This is a genomic window from Bacillus cereus group sp. BfR-BA-01380, from assembly GCF_022663535.1.
Taxonomy (GTDB): domain Bacteria; phylum Bacillota; class Bacilli; order Bacillales; family Bacillaceae_G; genus Bacillus_A; species Bacillus_A cereus_BB.
Map to the genome: position 1 here is coordinate 164,288 of NZ_JAKUFS010000008.1, position 23,589 is coordinate 187,876.

Consider the following 23,589-nt stretch of genomic DNA (forward strand, 5'->3'; position numbering starts at 1 on the left):
ATTCAAATACCTCTTTCGAAATGAAGTTGGTACAGTCTCTCTTTACCGCTTTTTCCGTTTCATTTGCATATACTTCTGATGATACAACTCTTTCCGCTTCTGCATGAAAATTAGCAAAAACACTTCAAACTTCTCTTCACTGAAATCTGAGAAATCAAAATTAATATAAGTAGCTTTGATTTCTTGTGATAATTTACCATTCTTTAAGATGGTGACCTTATGTACTCTAATTCCTTATCGTTTGAACAGCAGAGTATCGATACATTCCTATTATAAAATGCAACATGGTAATATTTGCGTCACATTTCTGGGAGCTTTTTCTTTTTTACAAAAAAATCCTATAAGACATAAAAAATAATATAAAAAAGCCCCAACCCATCCAAATATTTATTGGTTGAGTTGGAGCTTCGTATATACGTTTACATACGTTATCGTTTAGCTTAGTTCATAATACACACTGCTGTCATCTCATAATAAGAAATGTAAATACCGTAGACAACAATTAGTCTGGTTTTCGCTTTAGTTCATCTAATGTTTTTCCAGCCTCATCTTTCCACTCTGTCCATCCATTCGCTCTACGTCCAAGGACAGCTGCAGCTGCAGCACTAGGAGAAGGGAAAGCGTAATCCGAAGTGAAAACATATACATTTTCCTGTTGTTCTAAAATACTGCTGTTCAGCAGGTTAGTTCTCATATTTATAACCCAAGACCCCGCTGTTCGTGCTTCTTCAATATTACAGATTGAACCTTTATAAACTACCACTCCTCCGTCTTTATACTCACCAGTTGCATGTGCATTTTTTCCTTTACATACTAACCCTTGCTCTGTTGAAACTTCATGTACTTCTTCAAGAACAGGATAGCCTAGTGCAGATAATAAAATTTTAACTATCCCAAAACCATCCACTCTTAAAACATCTTTAAACTCTTCAAACACGACATGATAAATACTATCAAGAGACTCCACTTCATTTAGAATATTCTCTTCAATATCCTCATTAGCCTCACCTAGGAAAACAGCCTTCATTTGCTCGTTTGTAATGACCCAGTAAAATGAGACAAGGATAAAGCACCCCCACTGTCGTATGTAAATGTAAACGACAAATTGGAGGTGTTTTTTCTATGGGGAAAAAGAAAAATTATTATCCAGAATCTGTGAAGAGACATGTGATTGAATTGAAGTTGGAGGGAAAGTTAACCAATCGTGAAATTATGGAGAAGTTTGGTATTCGTGATGTGTCGCAGATCAAAAGATGGATGAAATGGTTTCGAAATGGGGAAGAACATCGATTCGCACAACCAATTGGCAAACAGTATAGTTATGGGAAAGGCCCTGCAGATTTAACGGAAATGGAAGAGTTAAAACGAACAAATGCTTATCTTGAGATGAAAGTAGAAATATTAAAAAAGTATCAGGAAATCGAAAGGAGATGGTCCCAGAATTCATCATTACACTCGTAGAGGAAATGATGAATTCTGGGACCATCGGTCTTATTTATGAATGCATGGGTATCTCTCGTGCTACCTATTATCGCTGGAGGGGAAAGTCATGGGACTTGTCTCCTCTAGAAAAACAAATTAAAAGGCTTTGTACAACCTACAAATTTCGAATCGGGCATCGCACTGTCACTGGGTTATTACGAACAAAAGTAGCAATACACGTGAATCGAAAGACAGTACAAAGAATTATGCAAAAACATAACCTTCAGTGTAGAGTAAAACTAAAACGAAAAGTAAAGATTTTAGGAGAAAGTCAGAAAGTGGTACCCAATCGTTTAGAACAAAATTTTCAAGCAGACCGACCAAATCAGAAGTGGGTAACAGATATTACGTATTTACCTTTTGGGGAGTCTATGATGTATTTATCGACGATTATGGACTTGTATAGTAACGAAATCATCGCTTATCGGGTGAAGGAGAGTCAAGATGTATCCCTTGTGCTAGAGACTTTACAAGCTGCTTGCGAGAATCGAAAAGTAAAAGGCGTCACACTTCACAGTGATCAAGGATCCGTCTATACTTCCTATGCCTTTCAGAATTTAGCCGAAGAAAAAGGCATTATCACAAGCATGTCCCGGAAAGGAAACTGCTTCGATAATGCCGTCATAGAATCCTTCCACTCCACCATAAAGTCGGAAGAATTCTATACCCCAAAAAGGGTACGCCTTACAAATTCTATTGTACTAGAAAAAGTAAATGATTTCATGCATTATTATAATTACATACGACCGTTTAAAAAATTAAACTACCTGTCTCACATTAGTGGTGCAGTTCACTTTGGCCCGTTCCAGTATTCTATTACAACTAAAACATCAGGTGCATGTTTGTTAAGCTGCTCAGCCATTTGAGGTATGCGTTTATCAGAGCCACCTTGTCGAATGTTCCATGTTAAAATTTTCAAAGCTATCTCCCTCTCATTTTATATAATTTTTCTTATTAACTTTGGTTCTTACGTTCCTTATACTTTCCTTTTATTAATTTATGGCGCATATTCGTTTAAGCTTAATTAAGGTTTAAGGTCAATCTATTACCATCTTGAACCTCATCTATGTTTTCTACGATAGCGGCATAGTTAGGTTTCTTAGAAAATCGCTTGTAATCACCAATTACATAAAACTCTTTTTTAGCTCGTGTAACGGCTACATTTATTAAATTAGGCTTTGAACATGACCAGTTAGCTGCTCCATCACTATTCTCATCTGTACCAGTTACAAAATAAACAATATCAGCTTCTTTTCCTTGAAATGTATGGACAGTACCTACAGAATTCTTCACCCAATCCTTTAATATTCTTGTAGAAACATTCATATTTTTTAACCTTTTGATTAGAATTTCTTTAATACCATCTTTTACTGCAGTAAAAGGAGAGATTATATATACTTTGGGAGGACTTGAATCCTTCTCCCATAGTTCAATAATATGATCTACCACCAAATGTCCTTGTTCTTCAACAAATTGACGGTTAATAGCCGATCCCTTGCAGTCAAACCAAGCACTCTTACTTTCTCCCTTCTTAATACCTAATACCATTTTGTTATCATAGGCTATTTCATTTGCGATAGTAAACATTGGATTTAAGCATCTTCTATGAACCCATAAGGGTGTTCCAATCCATTGACCATAGCTGTTAAACATTCCATATGGATTCGCTGCATCTGCTAAAGTTTGAACTGAGGTACCCATGGCAATATATCTATCATTTATATTGAAGTACTTCTTAATATCCCCTAAAATTGTTTGATCAATTGTTACAACAGGCTCAATTTGAATCGGGTCACCTACTACTATTACTTTTTTAGCCCTCCATATAGCACCTGCTGATTGCTGTGGGGTAGCTTGCCCTGCCTCATCTATAAACAAATAATCAATAAAGCCCTTTTCTATACCTCTATACATAGAACTAAAGCTCGCAAAAGTTGTGCTTACCAAAGGGGTAATTAAATGAACAGTTTGCCACATGTTCTTTAAATATTCTCTATGATCCTTATCATTAAGATCTAAATTTGTACGATTAATTAATAAACGCAAAGTAGATTTAATCGCTTCAAAATTAAAGGCTAATATTAATTTATGGATTTTCATAGCCTTTAAAAACAATAATCCTCTTTTAAAATTTAGTTCATCTGTAAGCCATATTGTATTTAATTGTCGAAATTCGTATGCCTGGTGAGTACTTGACCAATAGTCTTCATCAGGTAATACCAAGCCTTGCATTTTATGATCGTTTAGCCATTTTGTAAAAGTAGATATTTTCCTCTTTATTTCCTCTATGGTCTTCTTAGACTCGTTTATTTTTTTACTTTTTAAGTGGAGCTTACTTTCTTCTTCTTTCAAACACGAAATAATATTATTGAGTTCATTTTCTAATTCGATTTTTTTTGTATTTTTTTTGCATAGAAACCTTTGTAAAAGAGTGGGTTTAGGTAGGAGTTGAATCTGTTGCTCTGTTCGTTGCTTTTGCTGTTCTAAATGTCTCGTCTCATTCTCTATATTCAGTTGTTCTTGCTTCAGTATAAATAATTGATTCTCTAACACTTTTAATTGGGTATTGAAAGCTTGTATACTATGAAAATCATCGTGAAATTTTTGAAGATCTTCCTTTTCTTGTTGTACACATTTTGAAATATCTTCAAAATCTTTTACAGCTTCTTCCCAATCCTTTATGCTGACTCGTTTACTATCCTGCTCCAATTGTTGAAGAAAAGCATGTTGATCATTCTTACTTCCAAACAATTTCCAACCAAATGTAGATATATTATCCGATTTTCCAAGAGCCCCTGAAAATAGTCCCCATGTATCATCATCGCTACCTAAAAGATCTTTTGCGGTAGATGGATACATAGATAAATCCTTTGCCTCTTTAGCATACAACTCTTCATATTCCTTAACCTTACTTTCATCAGAAGGCCGTATAACTTCCTTTAGCTTAGGAAGGTCTTTTGAAATATTTTCAACCGCCCCATTATTACTTGAAGCAACAACCATAGAGTACTTATTTATTTTTGAATCCAATAAATAGATTGGATAATGGAAGCCATCTAAATTAATAGTTTTTATTTTTATAAAAGCTTTAGAAGGATAATCTAGTTGTGCCATTTCTTTTGCTCTTTGAACTACAATGTCAGCAAAAATATCTTTTAATAACGTAGTCTTTCCTGTTCCTGGTGGCCCATTGACAGAACTAATTTTTTGATTATTATTTATAATTTGGTTTACAGCCACTTGCTGCATTAAAGATAATCTATGATTTACCGGCGATGGCCAACGACCATCAGGTAGATTTCTAGGCTCTAAAATCTCTTCAATATATTCTCGATTCTCATTTATATCCAAGCGTTCTTCAGTAAATGCCCCTTCAATAAACCGACGGAGTGTTTCGTTTTCTCCTTTTGATAATATTAGTTCTAAATCATTTAAATAAAAGCTATTAAAATTCTTAGATATAGATTTTTGATCTACTTTCATAACTTCCATTTCTAAATAGTTTAATGAATTATTATCTAATCGATGAAAATATTGCTGGTATACTTGTTGAATTGAGAGTAAGGATTCTTTTGTTACTCCATTAGTAAAAACGGTCTGTGCTTGTTCTTCAAATAGCTGCAATTGATTCCGAAAAGGAGTCATTAGTTCCTCATAATGTACTTTTGAGGTTTCTGCCATCAATTTCATTACATACATTAGAAAAGGAACAAACATTGAATCTTTTATATAATTCCCATCACTGTCCACCAAAAAAGAAAAACTAAATAAAGTTTTATGGTCCTTATTAATAATCTCATCGTTGTTTTTAAAAATATCACGTATAAAGCTGACAAGTTTATGATGCTCGAAACAAGCTAAATAATAACGGAATTGCACTCGATGTTTTTTACTATCCTTTACTTGATCGTACTGCCAAGGAGTTTCATTAAAATCTATCAAACGCGTTCGACTTCGATTTTTATTATCTTTGAAGTAACCTTTTCCCACAACTTCTCCCTTACCTGGAACTTCACTTGGTGCTAATGCTTCGACTAAATGCCAGGCCTTCAACACCGACTGTAATCTCGTTATTTCCATCTTTCCACTCCTATTATCATAAAATTTATACTATTTTTAAAACTCAATAATATAATAACAAAAATTTAGATTTTATTGGATAATAATAGAAAACTACATCATCTTCTTCACAACAACATACAAACAGAAATGTTTCACCACCTCCCCAACTCCTCCAAAACCACCTTAAACAACACCGAAGAATTCCTCACAACCAAATCCAAAGGCAACTCTCTAACTACCCGATCTTTTCCAATCATCACAATTCTAGTTTCATAATCAATATTGATATAAACATCTTGAATATGATAACTCTTGATAGCAGCTGCCTGATCCAAGTATGAATGATCCAGCTCAATTCTAACCTTCTTCGTAAACCTACGAAGTGTTCGCCAAAGAATACGTTCTTCTTTTGACTTCATAAACAACTCTGGAAGTTCTTGCACTTCTTTTAATAACGACATGTTTGTTAGCGTATATACTTGAATACCGTACCCTACTGGGCGAATGAGATGATCAAGCTTTTTCCATGGTGATAGTTCGAAATAAACATAATCGTTTATTTTGTTGCTAGGCAGTTCATCAATTTGATCTCGTTTTTTCATTTGAACATTTTTAATTTTTGCGACGTACTGAATGCCACCGTTTTCTCCGTACCACTTTTTTGGTGCATACAATGCTACGTATTTTGCTTCTTGCCAGCCTTGTTTTAATTGCGAAACAGGAATATGATAGAAGCCTTCTTTCATATGTACCTCGTAATGTTCTTTGTTTTTCACAACGCCGATGAGTACCTTTTCATCTAAAGAAGATTGCCATTCCTCTCTTGTTCCTCTTGGGAGAATTCCTTCGCTTATAATCTCTTCAGGGCTTTTTTCAATTAAGTGATCAAGAAATTGTTCCACTAGTCTTGTTGCATTCGGTAAGAATGGGAATCCGCCAATATTCACTTTTTCAATACTTTTGTAAAAAGGATGATTCTCGTATTGTTCTTCTTGATTCCATGGGAATAGTACGTAAGCACCGTAAGCTGTTCGCTCAAACGGGCCTCCTTGGTCTACGACTAATGCATCTCGGTAGCGATGCATCGTATTGATGTCTTCTTCCATTGGGCCAGGAGTTCCGTACTGTCTGTTATAGTGTGAACCATCCTTTGCGAAGTCAATTCGGTATTTCGCGTCAAAAATATATTGGTATTGATAGTTTTTCCCCTTTTTCTCAATCGCAAGCATTGTATCTGGTTTTTGCGTGACTGTTGGTAATGCTTTGCTTCTCTTTTGAAAGTAAAGTTCGATTGTTTCTTTCGTTGCAGGATGAATAAATGTTCGTTTTGCAGTGGCGCTTTCATCAAGTGTCACATACAGGCCATCTTGCCGAACTTTAATAATATCTTGCTGGACCGTTGCATATTTTTTCGATAAAATTTGTCCGAGCTTTAAATATGTCCAGTATTCATATAACCTCGCAACGTCTTTTACAGACATTTTGAAGATCTGTCCTCTTAACGTTAGTCCCCGCGATAGCATTAAAAAAATTTGATAGGCATCTCGGTAACCAGGTGCCATTTGAATAACAAGAGAGAAGACGGAACGATCCATCTTCCCAATTCCACCCCAAAATGGGTCATTTAATTCATTTTTCAATCGGGACTTCATCTTTCTTACGTTTTGTATGAGATCATCATCAATTGACAACCGCTTAAATGTAGATCCTGGTTCTAAGGTTTTATATAAATCATCCACTTTATGTAATACTCTCTGCATCATCCACTTCACAAAACGATTTTCTAATGTATCGTACGACACTTCTTTACGAGCCGTGATTCCTTTAGATGGGACCATATTTGTTCCTTGAAACAAATGTGGTCGTTTTCGTAAGTAATTCATTCCGACAGAATCAAGGCGACGAATTCTTTCTCCTTGTACGAGCTGATGCTGAGTGACAAGCGCATGATGTGGCTGCCTTTTAATATGAGAAATAGCCTTCATAAATCTACTAAAAGAGTCATTTAAAATGCGATAAAATTCACTCTTAGAAGGATTAGAAGCTTGAATCGTTGATGCTCCTAAATACGTTCTTTTCAGTAAATGAAACGCCAAATTATATATTTCATCATTCACTTCTTCCAAAAGTGCCCGGTAATCTTCTTTATAATCAAGCTTGGATGGAAAAATCTCTAATTTAACTGTTAATAAAGATTTTTTATCATCTCGAATTTCAAAGTCTGTATACCCTACTTCATTAGGAAATGAGAGATTTCCCATTAATATCTTGAGTGGGCCCATTTTAGTAGAGCTAATTGCTTTTCTAAGTAATGGATGCTCATGATAAAAGGATAACTCATTATTATTTTTTGGAATAACAACTAGCTGATAGCTCCTATTTTCAAAGAATATGGGCGGATGTTCTGTCCAATTTACTAGTGCTTTCGCTCGAACATCGTATACCAAAATAGAATCTGCCTCGTCAGATACATGAAAATACATCATTTCATCGGAAGCAATCCCTTGGTATTCTTTTAAACTCTCATATTTTTCATGATACGGATTTCCTTTAATGGTCAATGATAAATCTGCCGTCTCAATCTTAATGAGCTCTATGTCATCATTAGATCCAGAAAGAGGTGAAACCATCGTATTCTAACCTCCTTAACATATGGGACAGTTTCTTCGCAGAACGCAGATACTTAGCCTTTGAAATATCTTCACCGTCATATTCTCGGTTTGAACATATTTCATATAATTTCTTTAATGCCTCCTCTGTCCGTCCATCGCTTCCCGCAATACGAGGTAAAATCTTTTGGTAAATTTGATAGTCTAATGCCTCGTCAAACGATAATAGTTCACTTTTTTCATTGTAAGCCATGTAAAAGCAAATTTCGTCACGGATCCGGTACCCAACTTGTGCTCCAATCGGTTCAAGAATTTCATTGATTTCAATTAAAATATAAGATACTTTCTTCACGAGATCTTTATTGAGCTGAAAGCATTCTTTTAAATGAAGAAACTTGGCTGTCAAGGAACTATTAGAAACACGCTTTGCCTGTACTTCTTCTGCATCCATTAAAAACTCAAAGGAATCTAACTTCACTTGATTAAATTCAATCGTATTTGCACGATCCAGCACTTTTTTACTTAACGGATGTGTTGTTTCATCCATATTAACGGTTCCAACGACGTACACATTTGATGGAATCGTAATTCGCTTCCCAACAATTGATTCTGGAAGAACAGCCGATGTAACAATCTCTCCCTCTTCCCATTTCCGGCTTTCAATAACACTTAGAAAATCACTGAAATAGTATTCTACACGTGCTAAATTCATCTCATCGAGCACGACAAAATAAGGCTTGTCCGGATTTTCTGTTGCCTTTTCAAGAACTTGAATTAACGGTCTTTCCTGAAATTCACCTTGAATATTCACGTAGCCAAGTAAATCAGAACTATCACTCCAATCAGGGCGCACAGGAATCAACGTGAACTGTCCATTTCCCTCAGTTGCCCCTAAACTTTCAGCGAACCACTGAACAATTTTTGTTTTCCCTGTCCCTGAAATACCAGACAAAATAACAAAAGGCTTCGTTTTTAGAGAAAGGACAAAGTTAATAATATCTTGTTTATCGTAATAGAAACCTTTGCTTTTCATATAGGAAGAGACATGATCTACAATTTCCTTCTCATTCAAATCCATTTCTTTTTTCTCGTAAACCATTACAGGGCCAGCCCCTTTCTCTCTAAAGGCAATGTATCCCTCATAATAGCGAAGCATTTCTTTTAAATCTTCTACTAATTCTGCTTCACTTGGAATTTGGTCAATATCATATGCAATGTACGCCGCTGTAGAGTTTGCATATCCCTTCGCTTTTGAACTTGTACCGAGGAAAATGTCATCATCTTTTTTTATTTTTTTAGACATATGTATATGTTGACGGATCTCAGACTTAATCTTTTCCATTTCCTCTTTAGATGTTTCAGTTACTCCTTGTGCCATCGTTAAGTATAGTCGCTTCATATCCTCACTAAATAAATAAACGATATAATACCCTCTCTGCGTCGATGTCGTAATATCTTTATTCATAATAGCGAGCCATGGAACAGCTGCCCAATTTCCTTGTCCAACTGAACCAGTGACAATGTATTGGTTATAATCTACAAAAGGTAAGCGGGTAATCTCCGTTGTCATTTCATTTCTAACAAAAGAACCTAGTTTATGACCTGCGAAGCTTTCTCTTCTCGCCTCTAAGTACTCATTCATAACAGTTAAAAACTTTTTACGTAAATTACTATTCATAGTATCTTCCTTTTCACTATTCGTTTCTAAGTATTGTTCATCAGGAACCCACTCATCGTTAATTAACCCCACCTTTTCAAACCACATTACCAAGTTATGAGTTCGTTCCTTTGCTACTGATTCAACCATTAAGTTATCTCTGCGTGAATTTCGGACAATTCTCATTCCTAAATCCACGAGGGCTTCTTTCTTCTGAGGTTTTAAATAGTTACTTGAAAGATCCAGTATAAATAGCGCAATTCGAAAATATTCATGCTTTAGAATCAAATCGCGAATGAAAGTGTCTTTATGATTTGATTGCATATATTCATTCAAAAGCGTTGTATTAATCTCATGAGCTTCATTTAAAAAACCTAGTAATCTCAAATCTTGGCGCCCTCTAGATTTGACTCTATATAAATTCCCATCTATTTGTTGACTCAAATTTTGTGGATCATATGTACCTTTTATTACCTCGTCTAAAAACACAATTACTTTATGATATTGCTCACATGGTAAATTGTCTGTTTGAAATTCCTTGAATGTAATAGCTGTCAAATTGTTACGTGTTGTTATTTTTACAAAAGGAAGTTTTGAAAAGAAAGCCAGCAAAAAGGCACTCTGTTCGTTTGTTTTTCCAAAATCTTCAGCATTTGCTGTACGAACATTTATAAAATCTTGCCACGCTTGCTGAAGAAACTCAAAAGTTATGCGAAAGTGCGGATGTGATTCTTCTCCTCTTTCGTACTTTTCACGTGAGGATTCTGTTTCAACATATATTCCTTCGTTATCTATCTTGGTGATCCAATTTGATTTATTGGTGCTTATATCGTTAACCTGTTTTATTCTTCTGGAAAATTCAATGAGTAATTTCTCTAGCATTTGCTTCCTCCATGACGATAATTCATTATAATCACTTCAAACATTTCTTTTTCGTTAATTGCGTAGGTTTAAGCCTCTTCACATCATTCTATTTATCTACAAGTATATAACCCAAAATGTAAATATTAAACAAATAAAGCACTATATTTTAAAAATATAGTGCTTATAAACATATCCATTATTCTGTTTGGCATATACTTTATTCTCAAGTTTTGTGAGTAACGTAATTCTTTTATAAGATTCAAGTGAACCTACTTCTATGTCGAATGGCGAATTTCAAATTTATCTACCCTCACTATTTTAAAAGGATTGAAACGATTTAACTTACTATGTAACCTGTTAAACAAAAAAATGATAGAATTCCAAAGTTATAGTCCATTGTTTTAAGCAACGCCCTTGTCATTATGTCTTATCAGAAAACTTATCTAATTCCATTCTAGTTGTTGAATTTTATAGCACAACTAATTTTTTAATCTATATCATACTTTCTATATTTGATGTCCATTAAACTAAAATCATGTGCAGATCTATTATTGAAAATTTCAAATTCAAGAATCTGGATAATGAGTGTCTCTCCCCATTCATCCTTTGGAATTATTTTATGATCTTTTAAATACTTGATTCCTGAACTGATTCCCAGATACTCATCAACTTTTACTTTGCCAAGAAATGTTGATGAGTAGTTTCTGAAAATTAAATCCTCTGATATATAAAAACTTTTTACCTTAAAACCCTTCTTTGCTAATTCTTGAGGGTATGCATCGTTCATTAAAACCCTACTTAACGGGTCAATGATAATAATCCAATTGTTAGCATATCCTACTCCAAGACTATTCCCCATAGAAACAGATGAGATATCTTCAAAATATACATCCGTTTGTCCTAACTCAAACACATCTGGAATCACATTTTCAATCTCGTTTTCATCTGCATAAACAGCCATTACACCAATATTCCAAGACATTTTCCACCTCTAAATTCATTTGATTTTTTTGTTTATCTTAACTTGCTCTTATTATAAAGTGAAATTCCCATTAATAAGGGCTTTGTTTTTTAATTCAGACCATCAATATTATAATTTTTTACCCAGCATACAAATAGTTGGAAGACATAACAACATTACTCTCCCGCTATCTCCACCAAACTCTGTATAACACTCTGACATCCCTCATCATCAAATAATTCATTCATAGTATCTAATAGTTCCTTCATATCCGACCAATCACCAATATTACTCGTACTCGTATAAATTCTTGTATAAGAGGCATCTGGATTTTTAGCTCGTGCACTGATTTTCATGCCTTTGCTTTCAAGTTTTGTGAGTAACGCGATTCTTTTATAAGATTCCAGTGGACCTACTTCTATGATGAATTTCAATCTATTGTCTTTTAAGCGTTCAAACCACATGATTAGGCCATTATTTAGCCACCAATTCCATTGCGGTACTCCGAATTTTTCTTCAAGTGACCGGAATTCTGACATAATAAACGATGGTAGTCTATGATGAATGTTATAGCATTCTTCTTGTAGATTATGTTGTGTAACAAATAATTGAAATGCAGCAGCTAAGGTACCCTTGTCAACTTGCTCACTTTGGATGTGACTAGAATCAAACGTTTCGATTTCCTCAATATCTTCCTCATATACGATACTTGTTATTGCCTCATCTATTGATGAAATTACTTTATTAAAGCCATTGCTATTATACATTTTGTTCATTTTACGAAGTATTTCATCTTTATCGGTCCAATTGTGAATTTCTTCATTTGCAGCATAAATTCTCGTATACATAGATCCAGCTTCTTTCGATTTCCCTTTAATAGGTATCCCATTCTCTTCTAATTTGTTTAGTAGCTGCAATCTTTTTTCATATTCTAATGGACCTACTTCAATAATGAATTTCATCCGGTCTTCTGCTTTTTTCTCAAACCATATAATGAAAGCATTATTTAACCACCAATCTCCTTTTGGTATTCCTAGAACATCATCAAGCTGTCTCCATTCTGGGAAAATAAAAGAAGGGATGCGAATATGTTCACGATAACAATTACTTGGGATTTCATTTTGATGAACAAATTGTAAGAATGCTTCTCTCATTACACTGTTTCCTATTTCGTATACAAAATCAATCGTTTCTGCATGAGCCGTATATATTTTACGGAAAGATTCACGTTCCTCTAAAGTTAAACAATCTATGATATTTGAGATTTTACTATGCGCAGACTTTCCTAATGTCTTTCCTGAATTCCCTACAAATAGAAAGTCAATTGCCTCTTTATGCTCTTTGTACACATTCATTGCCAGTTCAACATCTTCTTCGTCTCGAATCAGTTCGCCTTCTAATACATCTAAATAGTAATAAAGAAAATCTTGAATTGAATTAGAAATATAGGTACTGTTAATTTCTAAATATGCTTTTAATATGTTTAATATATCTCCATAGTCTAAAATAAAATAATCTGAATGACTTGGAGCAATCCCATCCAAACTTAAAAATATTGGAACAATCGTATAACCTTTGTATGTATGGTGGACAAATTTTAAATAGTTCTGTAGTTGCCCCTCTGATTCTGACGACTTATCTTTATTTTCAATCAAGATTACGATTTTCTGCGACTCGGATACCGCTAAAATATCAATACGTTTGTTATCCGTTGTCTGCACTTCACGAAGAACTTCCAAATCATGTAGCGCCTGTCTATGTAACTTAATAAAGTCATATTTACCAATTAACCTTTCATTCTCTGCCTTTACAAATACTTTAGAGAGTAACTTGTTTATAAAAAAAGCTCCCAAATTATGATTACCATTTGGATCAAGCAGCCAAGAAATGATGTTCGAATGACGAATTTCAAATTTATCGACCCTTAATATTTTAAAAGGATTAAAACGATTCAACTTACTATGTAGCTTCTCAAACTCAAATGAATGATCTAAAAGTGATAAAACCTCAAAATTATATTCCATATTTGGCACCACCATTATGTATTGTTGAATGTATCTATCCTCATTTTATCTAAATTCCTTACTAGCACAAGAATGACAAACACGTTCTTCAAAACGATGTTCGGGAGGAACTGATTTACTACAAAAATAAAAAGAGCAGATTCCTATAGATTCGAAACAAAGTCGCACCGTTTTATCCCGTTGGATTTAGCTATCTAAGGGGGTTTTTTATAGTGAAAAGGAATAGAGCATCTGAATTGAAAAATGGAGTAAGGAACTGTTGAGTGACAATAGAGTTGTTCCGTTAAAGAGCTAGATAATTGAATAAGACTGTATATAAAATTGTATATTTATATGCAGGTTTTGCAGGGGAATGATAAAAAAGATGGAATATGTGTTCTTAAGATTGTTAAGGAGGTAGAAAAAATGGATGTTGAATCTCTTACTATAAATAAGCAAAGTTGGAATGAAGCAGCACATCGTTTTTTTGGTAGAAATCCGCTTCCCCAATATGGTCCACTGGCACCTAGTGAGGAAGAACTAAATTTATTTGACGATGTTACAGATTTAAAAGTGTTAGAGATTGGTTGTGGCAGTGGGCATTCCTTACAATATATGGGCCAAAAGAATGCTGGTGAATTATGGGGATTAGACTTATCAAATAATCAGATTGATGCGGCAAAAAAATTATTAAAGAATTGTAATTCACCGGTAAAGTTATTTGAATCGCCAATGGAGGATAATCCTGGCTTACCCACTAATTATTTTGACATTGTTTTTTCTATATACGCATTAGGATGGACAACTAATCTAGATAAAACATTAGCAAATGTTAATAAGTACCTAAAACAAGGTGGTGTATTTATCTTTAGTTGGGAACATCCAATGTATAACCGTGTAAGTAATACAAACGATACCCTAACTTTTAATAAATCCTATCATGAGGAAGGTTCTTATTATCATGAGGCATGGAGCCATCCTGCAATCATGCAACAATATAGACTGAGTACATATATCAATACATTGATTAATAATGGGTTTAAAATTGAAAGAGTGGTTGAGGATGTTTGCTTATCAGATGAAGATATTCAAAGGCACTCAAATAGATGGTATTCTTACGAAAAAGCAAAAGCGCTTCCCACTACAATTATTATCAAAAGTCAAAAGTTGTAGTTTATAATATTTTATTAATTGTTAGATTTTATATTAGGTTTTCTCATCTTTAACTATTGGGTGAGGAGCGTCAACCAATAAAACAATATCGACCACTTTCACCAATATATCGACCGCTTTTTGAAATATATCGGCGCTTCGACATGAAATAAAGACCTTGCGACAAATTTCACCACACAAAAGAGACTATCCCTAAAGGATAGCCTCCATTTTGCTAGACTTAGTAGTTATCTACCACCGCCGGAATGATACATTCCTTAATCAGTGTCCATCTATCACGAGGATTCACAATAAATTCAGATGCAATTACCACAACGAAGTCTTTTTCTGGAATACAACAAATGACATTACCGCCATCGCCTCGTGCTAAGTATGCAAAGATCCCGTCCTCTTCGTGTACCCACCATAAATAACCGTAATGATTTGGGTTTATCGTTGTTGATTCGTCAATCCACGTCTCGGAAATAATCCGATTATTGTTCCACATACCACGGTTCAAATATAGAAGACCAAAGCGGGCCATATCACGGGGAGTTAGCGTAAGTCCCCATCCCCCAGTGGAGTTATTGTTTGGATCTTTCACCCACCCTTTCACATTTTTCCCGATTGATGTTTCTTAATAATTTATATGAAGCATAAATTATTAAACAAAGAAAAATAAAAGAAGCTTATCCAAAGTGAAAAAAAGAGAAATAACAGGCACTAAATTTATGGAACTGCTGGAACTTAAGAAAAATACTTTCTATAAGATACTGAAAGAATATGAAAAGAACAAATTACAAACTATCTCATTAAATGATTGAATATTTACATTTAAATGATCGACTATTTATGTTTTAATATTTCTATGTACATAAAAGGTATAATTGGAAAATTATATTAAATATGTTTTAAGAAAGGGGAATGTTTTTTATATGGAAACTCCAGAAAGTCAATTTAAACGTGCACTTAATCCTTGGTTCTCCATTTGGATAAAACCACGTGAAACAATGAAAGAAATTTTTATATCCAAACCTAAGAATGGGTTTTTACTCATTTTATTAGGCTTACTCGTACAGGTTTTAGATCGAGCAGCTTTTAAAAGTATAGCGGATTCAATAAGTAGTCCATTTCTACTAATCTTAGTAGTTATATTAAGCACCTTCATTGGTGCCTTAATTTATTATTTTTTGATACCCGCATTATTAAATTGGGTAGCAAGAAAACTTGGTGGACAAGGTACCTTTGAAAAAACACGTTACGCTACTGCCTATTCTTATATCCCTTTCGTTTATTCTCTTATATTAGTTTGGGTGCCTTCATTTTTCTTGTTTGGGATAGAAAACTTTACAAGTGAGACACCAAAAATGGATAGTAGCATAACTTTAACGATTTTGTTCCTTATTTTTGCCATAATTGATTTCGTTATTGGAATTTGGACAATCATTATTTCCTTAAAATGTTTAGGAGAAGCACACCAATTTTCAGCATGGAAAGCATTATTAACAACAATAGTGTCCATTTTGATTATCATTCTTCCATTGGTAATAATAGTAATACTTATAGCAGTGGTTATAACCCTTTAATAATTTATTTGATTCTTATAGACTTTCCTACTTCAATTTCAGGCAAGTTTATCCCGCTATTTGTGGGCAGTAATACTCCCACCTCAAAATTCAGCGAAAGCATTGTCTAGCTCTAGCGGCTAGAATCTCCGGCCGTTTCCGCTTTCCTTAAGAAGTTAGGTGGGAGATAAACTGCCCGTAAAAGCCCGATTGGTGAGGGCTTTTAATCAGTGGGGGATGAAGAAAACCCCCACTGATTAAAGTTTCACTTTATTTAGTAAAGATTGCTTTTTTTATTTCTTGCTGCACTAACGGGCGCGATTGCTAAACAATGAGCAGACGCTATATTACTTGTCTGTTCTATAAATGATTGAATGTAAATAATTAAGAAACCCAGCTAGTCTTCTCAATTGAATGGAAAGTCGCCTTTCTTTCTATATTTTGTTCCTTTTTTCTTTTAATAGGATCATAACGGCAAATATAATCATTGCTCCTTGCATACATGGCTATTTTTATAAAGAAAATTTCTCCACTCATCTTTACTAGACTAATAAGTTTAATCTATCACCGCCGGAATAACAAATTCCTTAATCAACTCCCACCTATCACGAGGATTAAAGATGAATTCCGACGCAATTGCTACAACAAGGTCTTTTTCTGGAATACAATAAATGACATTACCGCCATCGCCTCGTGCTAAGTATGCAAAGATCCCGTCCTCTTCGTGTACCCACCATAAATAACCGTAATGATTTGGGTTTATCGTTGTTGATTCGTCAATCCACGTCTCGGAAATAATCCGATTATTGTTCCACATACCACGGTTCAAATATAGAAGACCAAAGCGGGCCATATCACGGGGAGTTAGCGTAAGTCCCCATCCTCCAGTGGAGTTATTGTTTGGATCTTTCACCCACCCTTTCACATTTTTCCCGAATAGGTCCTCAAATCCAAATGATTTCATTTCATAATCCGGGATTTCTTTCATGCCGATGAGTTTAAATAAGCGTTCGTTGGCAAACTCACGGGCGCTTTTGCCTGTACTACGAGTGATGATGGCTGAAAGCAGATGTGCTCCTGCGGTGGAATATTTAAAAGTGCCAAGTTCTCCTTTTTCGCCTAGCATATCGAGAGTATATGTTACCCAGTCTGATTGTTGGCACAGCTTGTCTAATGGTTCATGCCAGTCCTCAAATGGATATGGTGCTGTCATGGTGAGAAGGTGGCGTATGGTGATTTCCTGCTTTTGGGCAGCATTGGGAACATATTCAGGGAAAAAATCCAGCACTTTCTGATCTACACTTTTCATATATCCTGCATCTATGGCAATCCCAATAAGCGCAGAAATGATACTTTTCGTTACAGATGCCACATGATGCGTATCATCCGGGCCATAACCATTATAATATCTTTCATATGCAATAGATCCATTTCTCACAACAACAATACCGTTTATATTGCTGTAATCGGATTTTATCTTAGCTTCAAGTGCCGAAAGCTTTTCAGTGTCCATTCTCAAAGTTGCCGGGTCTGCAGATGGCCAGTCATTTCTTTGCATGATAAATGCCTCCTTTTGTTTGGCGAAGGTCTTGCTGCTATTTTTTCTTTACTGGGAAATACACCTCTGTCACAATATCTTCCGGAACGGCAACTTGATTAGGGTCAGTTATATACACTTCATATGGTGAATTTATTAATTCATATCCTTCTTTTTCAGTCCATTCCATTAAGTTAGCATATATCGATGTCAATTTCGGATAGGATCCCTTTAAAACAGACTTTGCACAAAGGCTTCCAGGCAAATCTCTCGTTCCTTTTACAGCCTCTTCTATCGGAATTGCAAACTCTGTATCATTGCCAGCAGGATTGTATTCAGAGCTGTGATAAATCGTCATTGGCTTGCCAAGCAAGGTGAGCTTTTCCGTGGCGATCTTTTCATATAGACTGCTAAAATAGTTTCCGTACCCTGCAGCATAGTCATCGCTACTCATCATCTGACGTATTGAAAGGATATTCAGTGGCTTTGTTTCCACAAATTGTACTTCTATATTGTCAAGGTACGACATAATTGGTATGCCGTTTTCTAAATTGAGAATGTCATTGCTCATTTGGTTTAAGGTATATGCAAAAGCATTTAGCTTTTCCTGGATTTCCTTTCTTTTGCGATTAAGAGCAGAAAACAGTTTCTCTTCTGACTGATCCTCTTCCAGCTCCAAAACGGCCTTAATTTCTTCCAGAGAAAAATGATAAGACTTCAAACGGTTGATAAGAAGCATCGTTTTTAGTTGACTGATGGAGTAATACCTATAACCATTTTCAGGATTAATTTCATCAGGGTGAATTAATCCAATTTCATCATAATATCGAAGCGTTTTTGTGGATACTTCGCATATCTTTGAGAATTCTCCAATTGATAGCAAGAGGCCACCTCCATTCTTTATATTTTTATACGAACGAAATGCTTTGTTCTATTCTTTTATACACGTTACCCTAAGGGCAAAGTCAACCAGATATACTCCAAAAAATCCAAACCCCTCATCAACCAATAAAACGATATCGACCGTTCTTTGGAATATATCGACATTTCGACATAGAATATCGACTTTCCGACAAATTCCTCCACACAAAAAGACTATCCATAAAGGATAGCCTCCACCTAACTAAGCTTTTACACGAAATAATCCCACCGGACTCACTCGATCTGGAACCTTCTCAGCAATCGCCTCACCAATTATCAAACTAGCGGTTGCTGCCGGGGACGGTGCATTGCAAATGTGCATGGAGTTGATGCCTGGAATAATACAGAAGTCATCGACCATGTTTCCGTTTGATAGAATGGCTTGTGCTCTTACGCCGGCGTGAGTTGGGACGATGTCTTTCTCTGTGAGTTCTGGGATTAGGCGCTGTAAGCTTTTGAGAAATGATTGTTTGCTGAACGAGCGGACCATTTCTTTCATGCCTTCTTTCATGTTTGGCATGGCCATTTTCCAGAAGCCTGCGTAGGTCATAGTTTCCATAAAGTCTTTTAGGTCAAAGTCTTTTTTTGTGTAGCCTTCTCGTTTGAAGCTTAAGACGGCATTGGGCCCTGCGTGTACGTCTCCGTTTATCATTCTTGTAAAATGCACACCTAAGAACGGAAAATCCGGATTGGGTACTGGGTAGATTAAGTGTTTCACGAGATGGCGTCGTTCTGGAATCAGTTCGTAATATTCGCCTCGAAACGGGACGATTTTCATATCTGTTAATATTCCTGCTTTTTTGGCGATTCGATCGCTGTGTAAGCCAGCGCAGTTAATGAGAAATTTCGTTACGAATACGCCTTGGTTTGTTTCGATTGTCACAACGTCCTTTTTCTCAAAAATATGTTCTGCTTTTGTTCCTAGGTGCACTTCTCCGCCGTTTTTCTCAATGAAACGAGCAAAGGCATAGCTGACTCCTTTATAATCGGCAATGCCGCAAGACGGAACGCGAATTGCTCCTAGTCCTTTGACATGCGGCTCGATTTCGGATAATTCTTCTGGACTAATTTTTGCAATGTCTAAGCCGTTTTGCTGACCTCTTTCATAAAGACTTTGCAGAAGCAGAATCTCTTCTTTTTCTGTTGCGACAATAACCTTTCCGCACATGTCATAGGCAATTCCGTTTTCTTTACAAAACTGAACCATTGCGGCATTTCCTTCTTTTGCAAATTTTGCTTTGAAGCTGCCTGGTTTATAGTAAATGCCGGAATGGATAACACCGCTATTATGTCCCGTTTGGTGATGGGCAAGTTCGTTTTCTTTTTCGATAATTGCTATTTTGGCATGAGGGAATTTTTTCGTTAAAGCCATTCCTGTTGAAAGCCCGACAATTCCTCCGCCGATAATAATAAAATCGTACATGTTGTTTTCCTCCTAAAAAATATCTATGTATATCATGAAAGGCAGGTCTTGTTTCAAGACCCGCCGCACTGATTATTATTTGGAAAAGCAGCCGCGTTGGCGCATTAGCTCTCGATATAAATCTTTATTTTTCTCAAAAGGAGCTCGCCCGTGCATCCAAAATAGGTTATTTAACAGAACTAAATCACCGACTGGTAATTTTAATGCATGCGTTGCTGGGGAGTTTTCGACTGAGTGTGATAACTCATTCAGATAGTTTGCTTGTTCAATGTTATCAGGGTAAGCAAATTGATCAATAAAGCAAATACACGGCGCATTATTTATATCAAAAAATGTTTCACGGTATACGATTTCTTGTGCATTTTTACTTGGCGGTGCTTTATATGTGACTTTGACAGATGCTAGTGAATGGTTTCGGAACTTATCAAGTTCTTCCCAGTCATCTAAATGAAGTAAACGTGATTCGCCGCCTACTGCATTCTGTTCTTCGATCTTCATCATAAGCAGCCAATCTGTCGGTTCATCAACGAATGTTCCGTCTGTATGAAGCGTGAATAAGCGATACGCTTGGCGTAAATAAGAATCGCTGCTGTCTGTATCTTTCACATTAAATCTCGCATAATACGTCCCTGTCATCGCATCAAAGTTAGGCGTACCAATTAAATGCGTTAATGCCGTCGCAAATTTCACATAGTCCTCTGCCGCTGTCGTTTCGCCCTGCACACCAATTGTAAATCCGCCCGTTTCGCGGTCATGAATAATCCCGCGCACATTTTCCATAAAAGATGCCCCAAAGATCTTTCTCATTTGATCAGCAAGAATAAAGCGCGAATAAGGAATATATTGCAATGATTGCTCAGAATGTCCTTTGACCTCTTCAAAAAATTGCCCAAGCAATTGCTGATTTAACGCAATATGATACAAACGTTTATGTTCTGGATGAGGCATAATTTCATACCCCTCATATTTCTTCGCAAATTTCATCTTCATTCCTTGTTCCGTAATCATCTACATCTTCCTCCTTAGTCTGAGTAAACTAAAAAGCCAGTCATACGCATCTACAATATATACATTGTAGAAACGTACAACTGGCTTCAAATTACGAATGTCTTTAATCTCTTAAAGTACAATAATATTAGACAGTTTTTTTATTCAACTATGTGCAAATTAGAAAGTGAAGATCGGATGTAGAGAAGGATCATTTCTCGTATGGATCTTATCACTTTATAAATAAATATTAATTCAAAATTTTCTGAATGTCAATGCGTTTATATTATTTTGTGTAAAGATCATAAAGAATGGTATTTGTTACATATAATTTAAAAGTTGTAAATAAACGCAACCTCGCATTATTTTTTACACATCCGCACTTAATAACTTGTAATCATTGTCAAAATAGGCATGTATCCTGTGTCCAGCAAATAAATCTCCATCATGATATTCACAGTATATATCATTTGCTCTAATTTCGATGTCATAGAGAATAATTGCTTTTTCAAATTCTTCTTTAGTTACATTATACTCCCCTGCATCTACAGCATCCCAATTTAAATGTTCATCATTCTCATCATACTCAGGCCAAAAATCATTTTTGTAATCAATCAATTTCTCTGCTATGGCTACTTTAGCCTTTTTATCAAATTCTTCGATGCATAAAAAAAGCTTCTCTGCTCTTTTAATCATCTCACTAACATCTACATCTTCATTTCTCATGTCCAATTGCCAATGTATTTTCCCCTTATTTTGCTCATATATTTTACAAGCCTCATTGAAGGTAAATACTCCAATTAATTCACTTTGTATTGATTTTTTCATCTCCTAATGTCCCTTCTATTCATATAAGCCTCCATTGATTATATCGACACTTTCTTGCACGTTCAACAATCGGGCCATTTTATGGAATAACACCTTTAAAATCTGGATATTTGTGTTAAAATTTCTCTGTAGTGTTTTCCATCTAAACTGGACAAGAGAGGTATTTGAGATTTATGGGAGTAGCTTGTAATTTGAACTGCGGACATTGCTCTTACAATCAAAATGTTTTTTTAGGAATTGGATTTAGGTATATAAACTTGAGTTCGATTTTAGAATGGTATGAGGAAAAAGAAGGTCGGCAATACATCAGAGAGTTTATTAATAACAAGGAAACGTCTTTTGAATGCTACGACGGTCTATATGTTTGTCAGAAGTGTTGTTACCTATTAAATAAAGTACATTTACATATGAAGTCAGGAACCCAATCTTACACGAACACTCATACTTGTCCTCGATGTAATACTCAAATGCCGCCAAAGCCTTTAGTCGATATTAATCAAAGTGATGTTCTAGATTGTCCAGATTGTGGACAAGAAAAGCTAAAGGTGAGTTTTTATATGGATTGGGACTAGGAAGTTGGTTCTTAAAATTTCCTTATTAAACTAAAAGAGGCTTTAGCAAAATGACTGTGAAGTTATTTTACAGTCATCGTTTTTTTCAATATTCTACAATCAGGCGCGATTATGAAACAAAAAGTAAAAGGGGTGATACATACTAGTCATGTATCATCCCTTTTACTTTTTATGTCTTGATAATTTTTCAAACAACTCTATTATCACTTAACAGATTTATTTTCCTTATCTTGATCTTGACTACATACTTTACACATCTTACACAGTTTCGTAGTTTTTACGCATTCCCTTTTTCCCTTTAGGTTTTCACTTGATTTTGCCATTTTCCTGCCCCCTTATTTTATGAAAACAAAAAAGCCAATTATATTCCGCTCATCAAATAAGCTGGAATATAACTGGCTCTCGTTTACGAACGCTCTTCCGAAATCAAAGTGCAATAAACTCGACAGTTTCATCATTTATATATCTATTTTAATACAACATGTTTTAAACCTTGCATGTGGCAGAAACAGGCCTTGACCGTTTCTATGCGCGGCCAGATGCTCCCGTTCCCACTAAAAAGAAAGAGGCTTTTTAAAAACCTATTTTATCGAATCTATTTCCTCATACTCCTCCGGCGGTTTTTCGCCGTTTACATAACTTGTATATTGGCGGTACAAATCCTTTAATGCGCTAATAATTGCGTTTTGCGCTTTGCCTTGATAATGATAGGAAATTTCTTCAATGATGCCTTCAATGCCATCTCGTAAACTATGCCCTCTTAAAATTTGCGAAATAAAATCCCGCCCGTGTCCTGTCGCAAGGGTACATGACGATTCGATTATTACATGATATTTGTGATCTGCCTCTATTGTAATTGTTAGTGTTTCATAGACGCTGCGCACAGCCATCCCTTTCGGAAGTCTCGCATGTCCTGCCATGAAAAAAGTTCCTTTACGCATGTTCATCCCCCATTATTATGCATCT

14 protein-coding genes and 2 pseudogenes are annotated in these 23,589 nt (G+C 35.4%); 3 read left to right on the top strand and 13 right to left on the bottom strand.

The window, feature by feature from the left end:
• Window positions 1-502 precede the first annotated feature (502 nt).
• The gene (locus MR076_RS10340) at window positions 503-1,027 is read right to left on the bottom strand and encodes a DUF4357 domain-containing protein (RefSeq protein ID WP_242220356.1); all 525 of its coding nucleotides are present in this window, start codon (window positions 1,025-1,027) and stop codon (window positions 503-505) included.
• Between the two features lie 95 nt (window positions 1,028-1,122).
• Between MR076_RS10340 and MR076_RS10345 the strand changes: the two are divergent.
• A pseudogene (locus MR076_RS10345) lies at window positions 1,123-2,246 on the top strand (IS3 family transposase); the annotation flags it as partial.
• Window positions 2,247-2,502: 256 nt separating this feature from the next.
• Here the strand turns inward: MR076_RS10345 and MR076_RS10350 are convergent.
• From MR076_RS10350 to MR076_RS10370, 5 genes are all read right to left on the bottom strand, one after another.
• Window positions 2,503-5,562 (bottom strand): AAA domain-containing protein, encoded by a 3,060-nt coding sequence (locus MR076_RS10350; RefSeq protein ID WP_242220358.1) that lies wholly within the window; start codon window positions 5,560-5,562, stop codon window positions 2,503-2,505.
• Between the two features lie 134 nt (window positions 5,563-5,696).
• Window positions 5,697-8,174 carry a restriction endonuclease-like protein gene (locus MR076_RS10355; RefSeq protein ID WP_242220360.1) on the bottom strand — a complete coding sequence of 826 codons (2,478 nt, stop codon included), beginning with the start codon at window positions 8,172-8,174 and terminating at the stop codon, window positions 5,697-5,699.
• The gene (locus MR076_RS10360) at window positions 8,149-10,692 is read right to left on the bottom strand and encodes an MrcB family domain-containing protein (RefSeq protein ID WP_242220362.1); all 2,544 of its coding nucleotides are present in this window, start codon (window positions 10,690-10,692) and stop codon (window positions 8,149-8,151) included. The genes MR076_RS10355 and MR076_RS10360 overlap by 26 nt, the downstream gene beginning before the upstream one ends.
• A 469-nt stretch (window positions 10,693-11,161) precedes the next feature.
• Window positions 11,162-11,656: a hypothetical protein gene (locus MR076_RS10365; RefSeq protein WP_242220364.1), complete on the bottom strand. Its 495-nt coding sequence runs from the start codon at window positions 11,654-11,656 to the stop codon at window positions 11,162-11,164.
• 155 nt (window positions 11,657-11,811) lie between these two features.
• Window positions 11,812-13,659, bottom strand: a complete 1,848-nt coding sequence (locus MR076_RS10370; protein ID WP_242220366.1) for a PDDEXK-like family protein — start codon at window positions 13,657-13,659, stop codon at window positions 11,812-11,814.
• A 405-nt stretch (window positions 13,660-14,064) separates the two neighbouring features.
• Here MR076_RS10370 and MR076_RS10375 point away from each other — a divergent pair, with 405 nt between their 5' ends.
• Window positions 14,065-14,811, top strand: a complete 747-nt coding sequence (locus MR076_RS10375) for a class I SAM-dependent methyltransferase (protein WP_242220369.1) — start codon at window positions 14,065-14,067, stop codon at window positions 14,809-14,811.
• Window positions 14,812-15,031: 220 nt separating this feature from the next.
• Here MR076_RS10375 and MR076_RS10380 read toward each other — a convergent pair.
• Window positions 15,032-15,427, bottom strand: a pseudogene (locus tag MR076_RS10380) (serine hydrolase domain-containing protein); the annotation flags it as partial.
• Between the two features lie 298 nt (window positions 15,428-15,725).
• On the opposite strand from MR076_RS10380, the gene MR076_RS10385 reads away from it, so the two are divergent.
• Window positions 15,726-16,376, top strand: a complete 651-nt coding sequence (locus MR076_RS10385) for a Yip1 family protein (protein WP_242220371.1) — start codon at window positions 15,726-15,728, stop codon at window positions 16,374-16,376.
• Window positions 16,377-16,911: 535 nt separating this feature from the next.
• On the opposite strand, the gene MR076_RS10390 is transcribed toward MR076_RS10385, so the two are convergent.
• The 6 genes from MR076_RS10390 to MR076_RS10415 form a co-directional block, all read right to left on the bottom strand.
• Window positions 16,912-17,913 carry a serine hydrolase domain-containing protein gene (locus MR076_RS10390; RefSeq protein ID WP_242220373.1) on the bottom strand — a complete coding sequence of 334 codons (1,002 nt, stop codon included), beginning with the start codon at window positions 17,911-17,913 and terminating at the stop codon, window positions 16,912-16,914.
• A gap of 37 nt (window positions 17,914-17,950) precedes the next feature.
• Window positions 17,951-18,775, bottom strand: coding sequence for a MerR family transcriptional regulator (locus tag MR076_RS10395; RefSeq protein ID WP_242220375.1), 825 nt, complete (start codon window positions 18,773-18,775; stop codon window positions 17,951-17,953).
• 240 nt (window positions 18,776-19,015) lie between these two features.
• Complete coding sequence (lhgO, locus tag MR076_RS10400) at window positions 19,016-20,236, bottom strand: L-2-hydroxyglutarate oxidase (protein WP_242220377.1); 1,221 nt, start codon at window positions 20,234-20,236, stop codon at window positions 19,016-19,018.
• A gap of 75 nt (window positions 20,237-20,311) precedes the next feature.
• On the bottom strand, window positions 20,312-21,244 hold the full coding sequence (gene glaH / locus MR076_RS10405; RefSeq protein WP_242220379.1) for a glutarate dioxygenase GlaH: 933 nt from the start codon (window positions 21,242-21,244) through the stop codon (window positions 20,312-20,314).
• Between the two features lie 348 nt (window positions 21,245-21,592).
• Window positions 21,593-22,051 (bottom strand): DUF2262 domain-containing protein, encoded by a 459-nt coding sequence (locus MR076_RS10410; protein WP_242220381.1) that lies wholly within the window; start codon window positions 22,049-22,051, stop codon window positions 21,593-21,595.
• Between the two features lie 1,153 nt (window positions 22,052-23,204).
• Complete coding sequence (locus MR076_RS10415; RefSeq protein WP_242220383.1) at window positions 23,205-23,564, bottom strand: DUF3870 domain-containing protein; 360 nt, start codon at window positions 23,562-23,564, stop codon at window positions 23,205-23,207.
• Window positions 23,565-23,589: the final 25 nt, after the last annotated feature.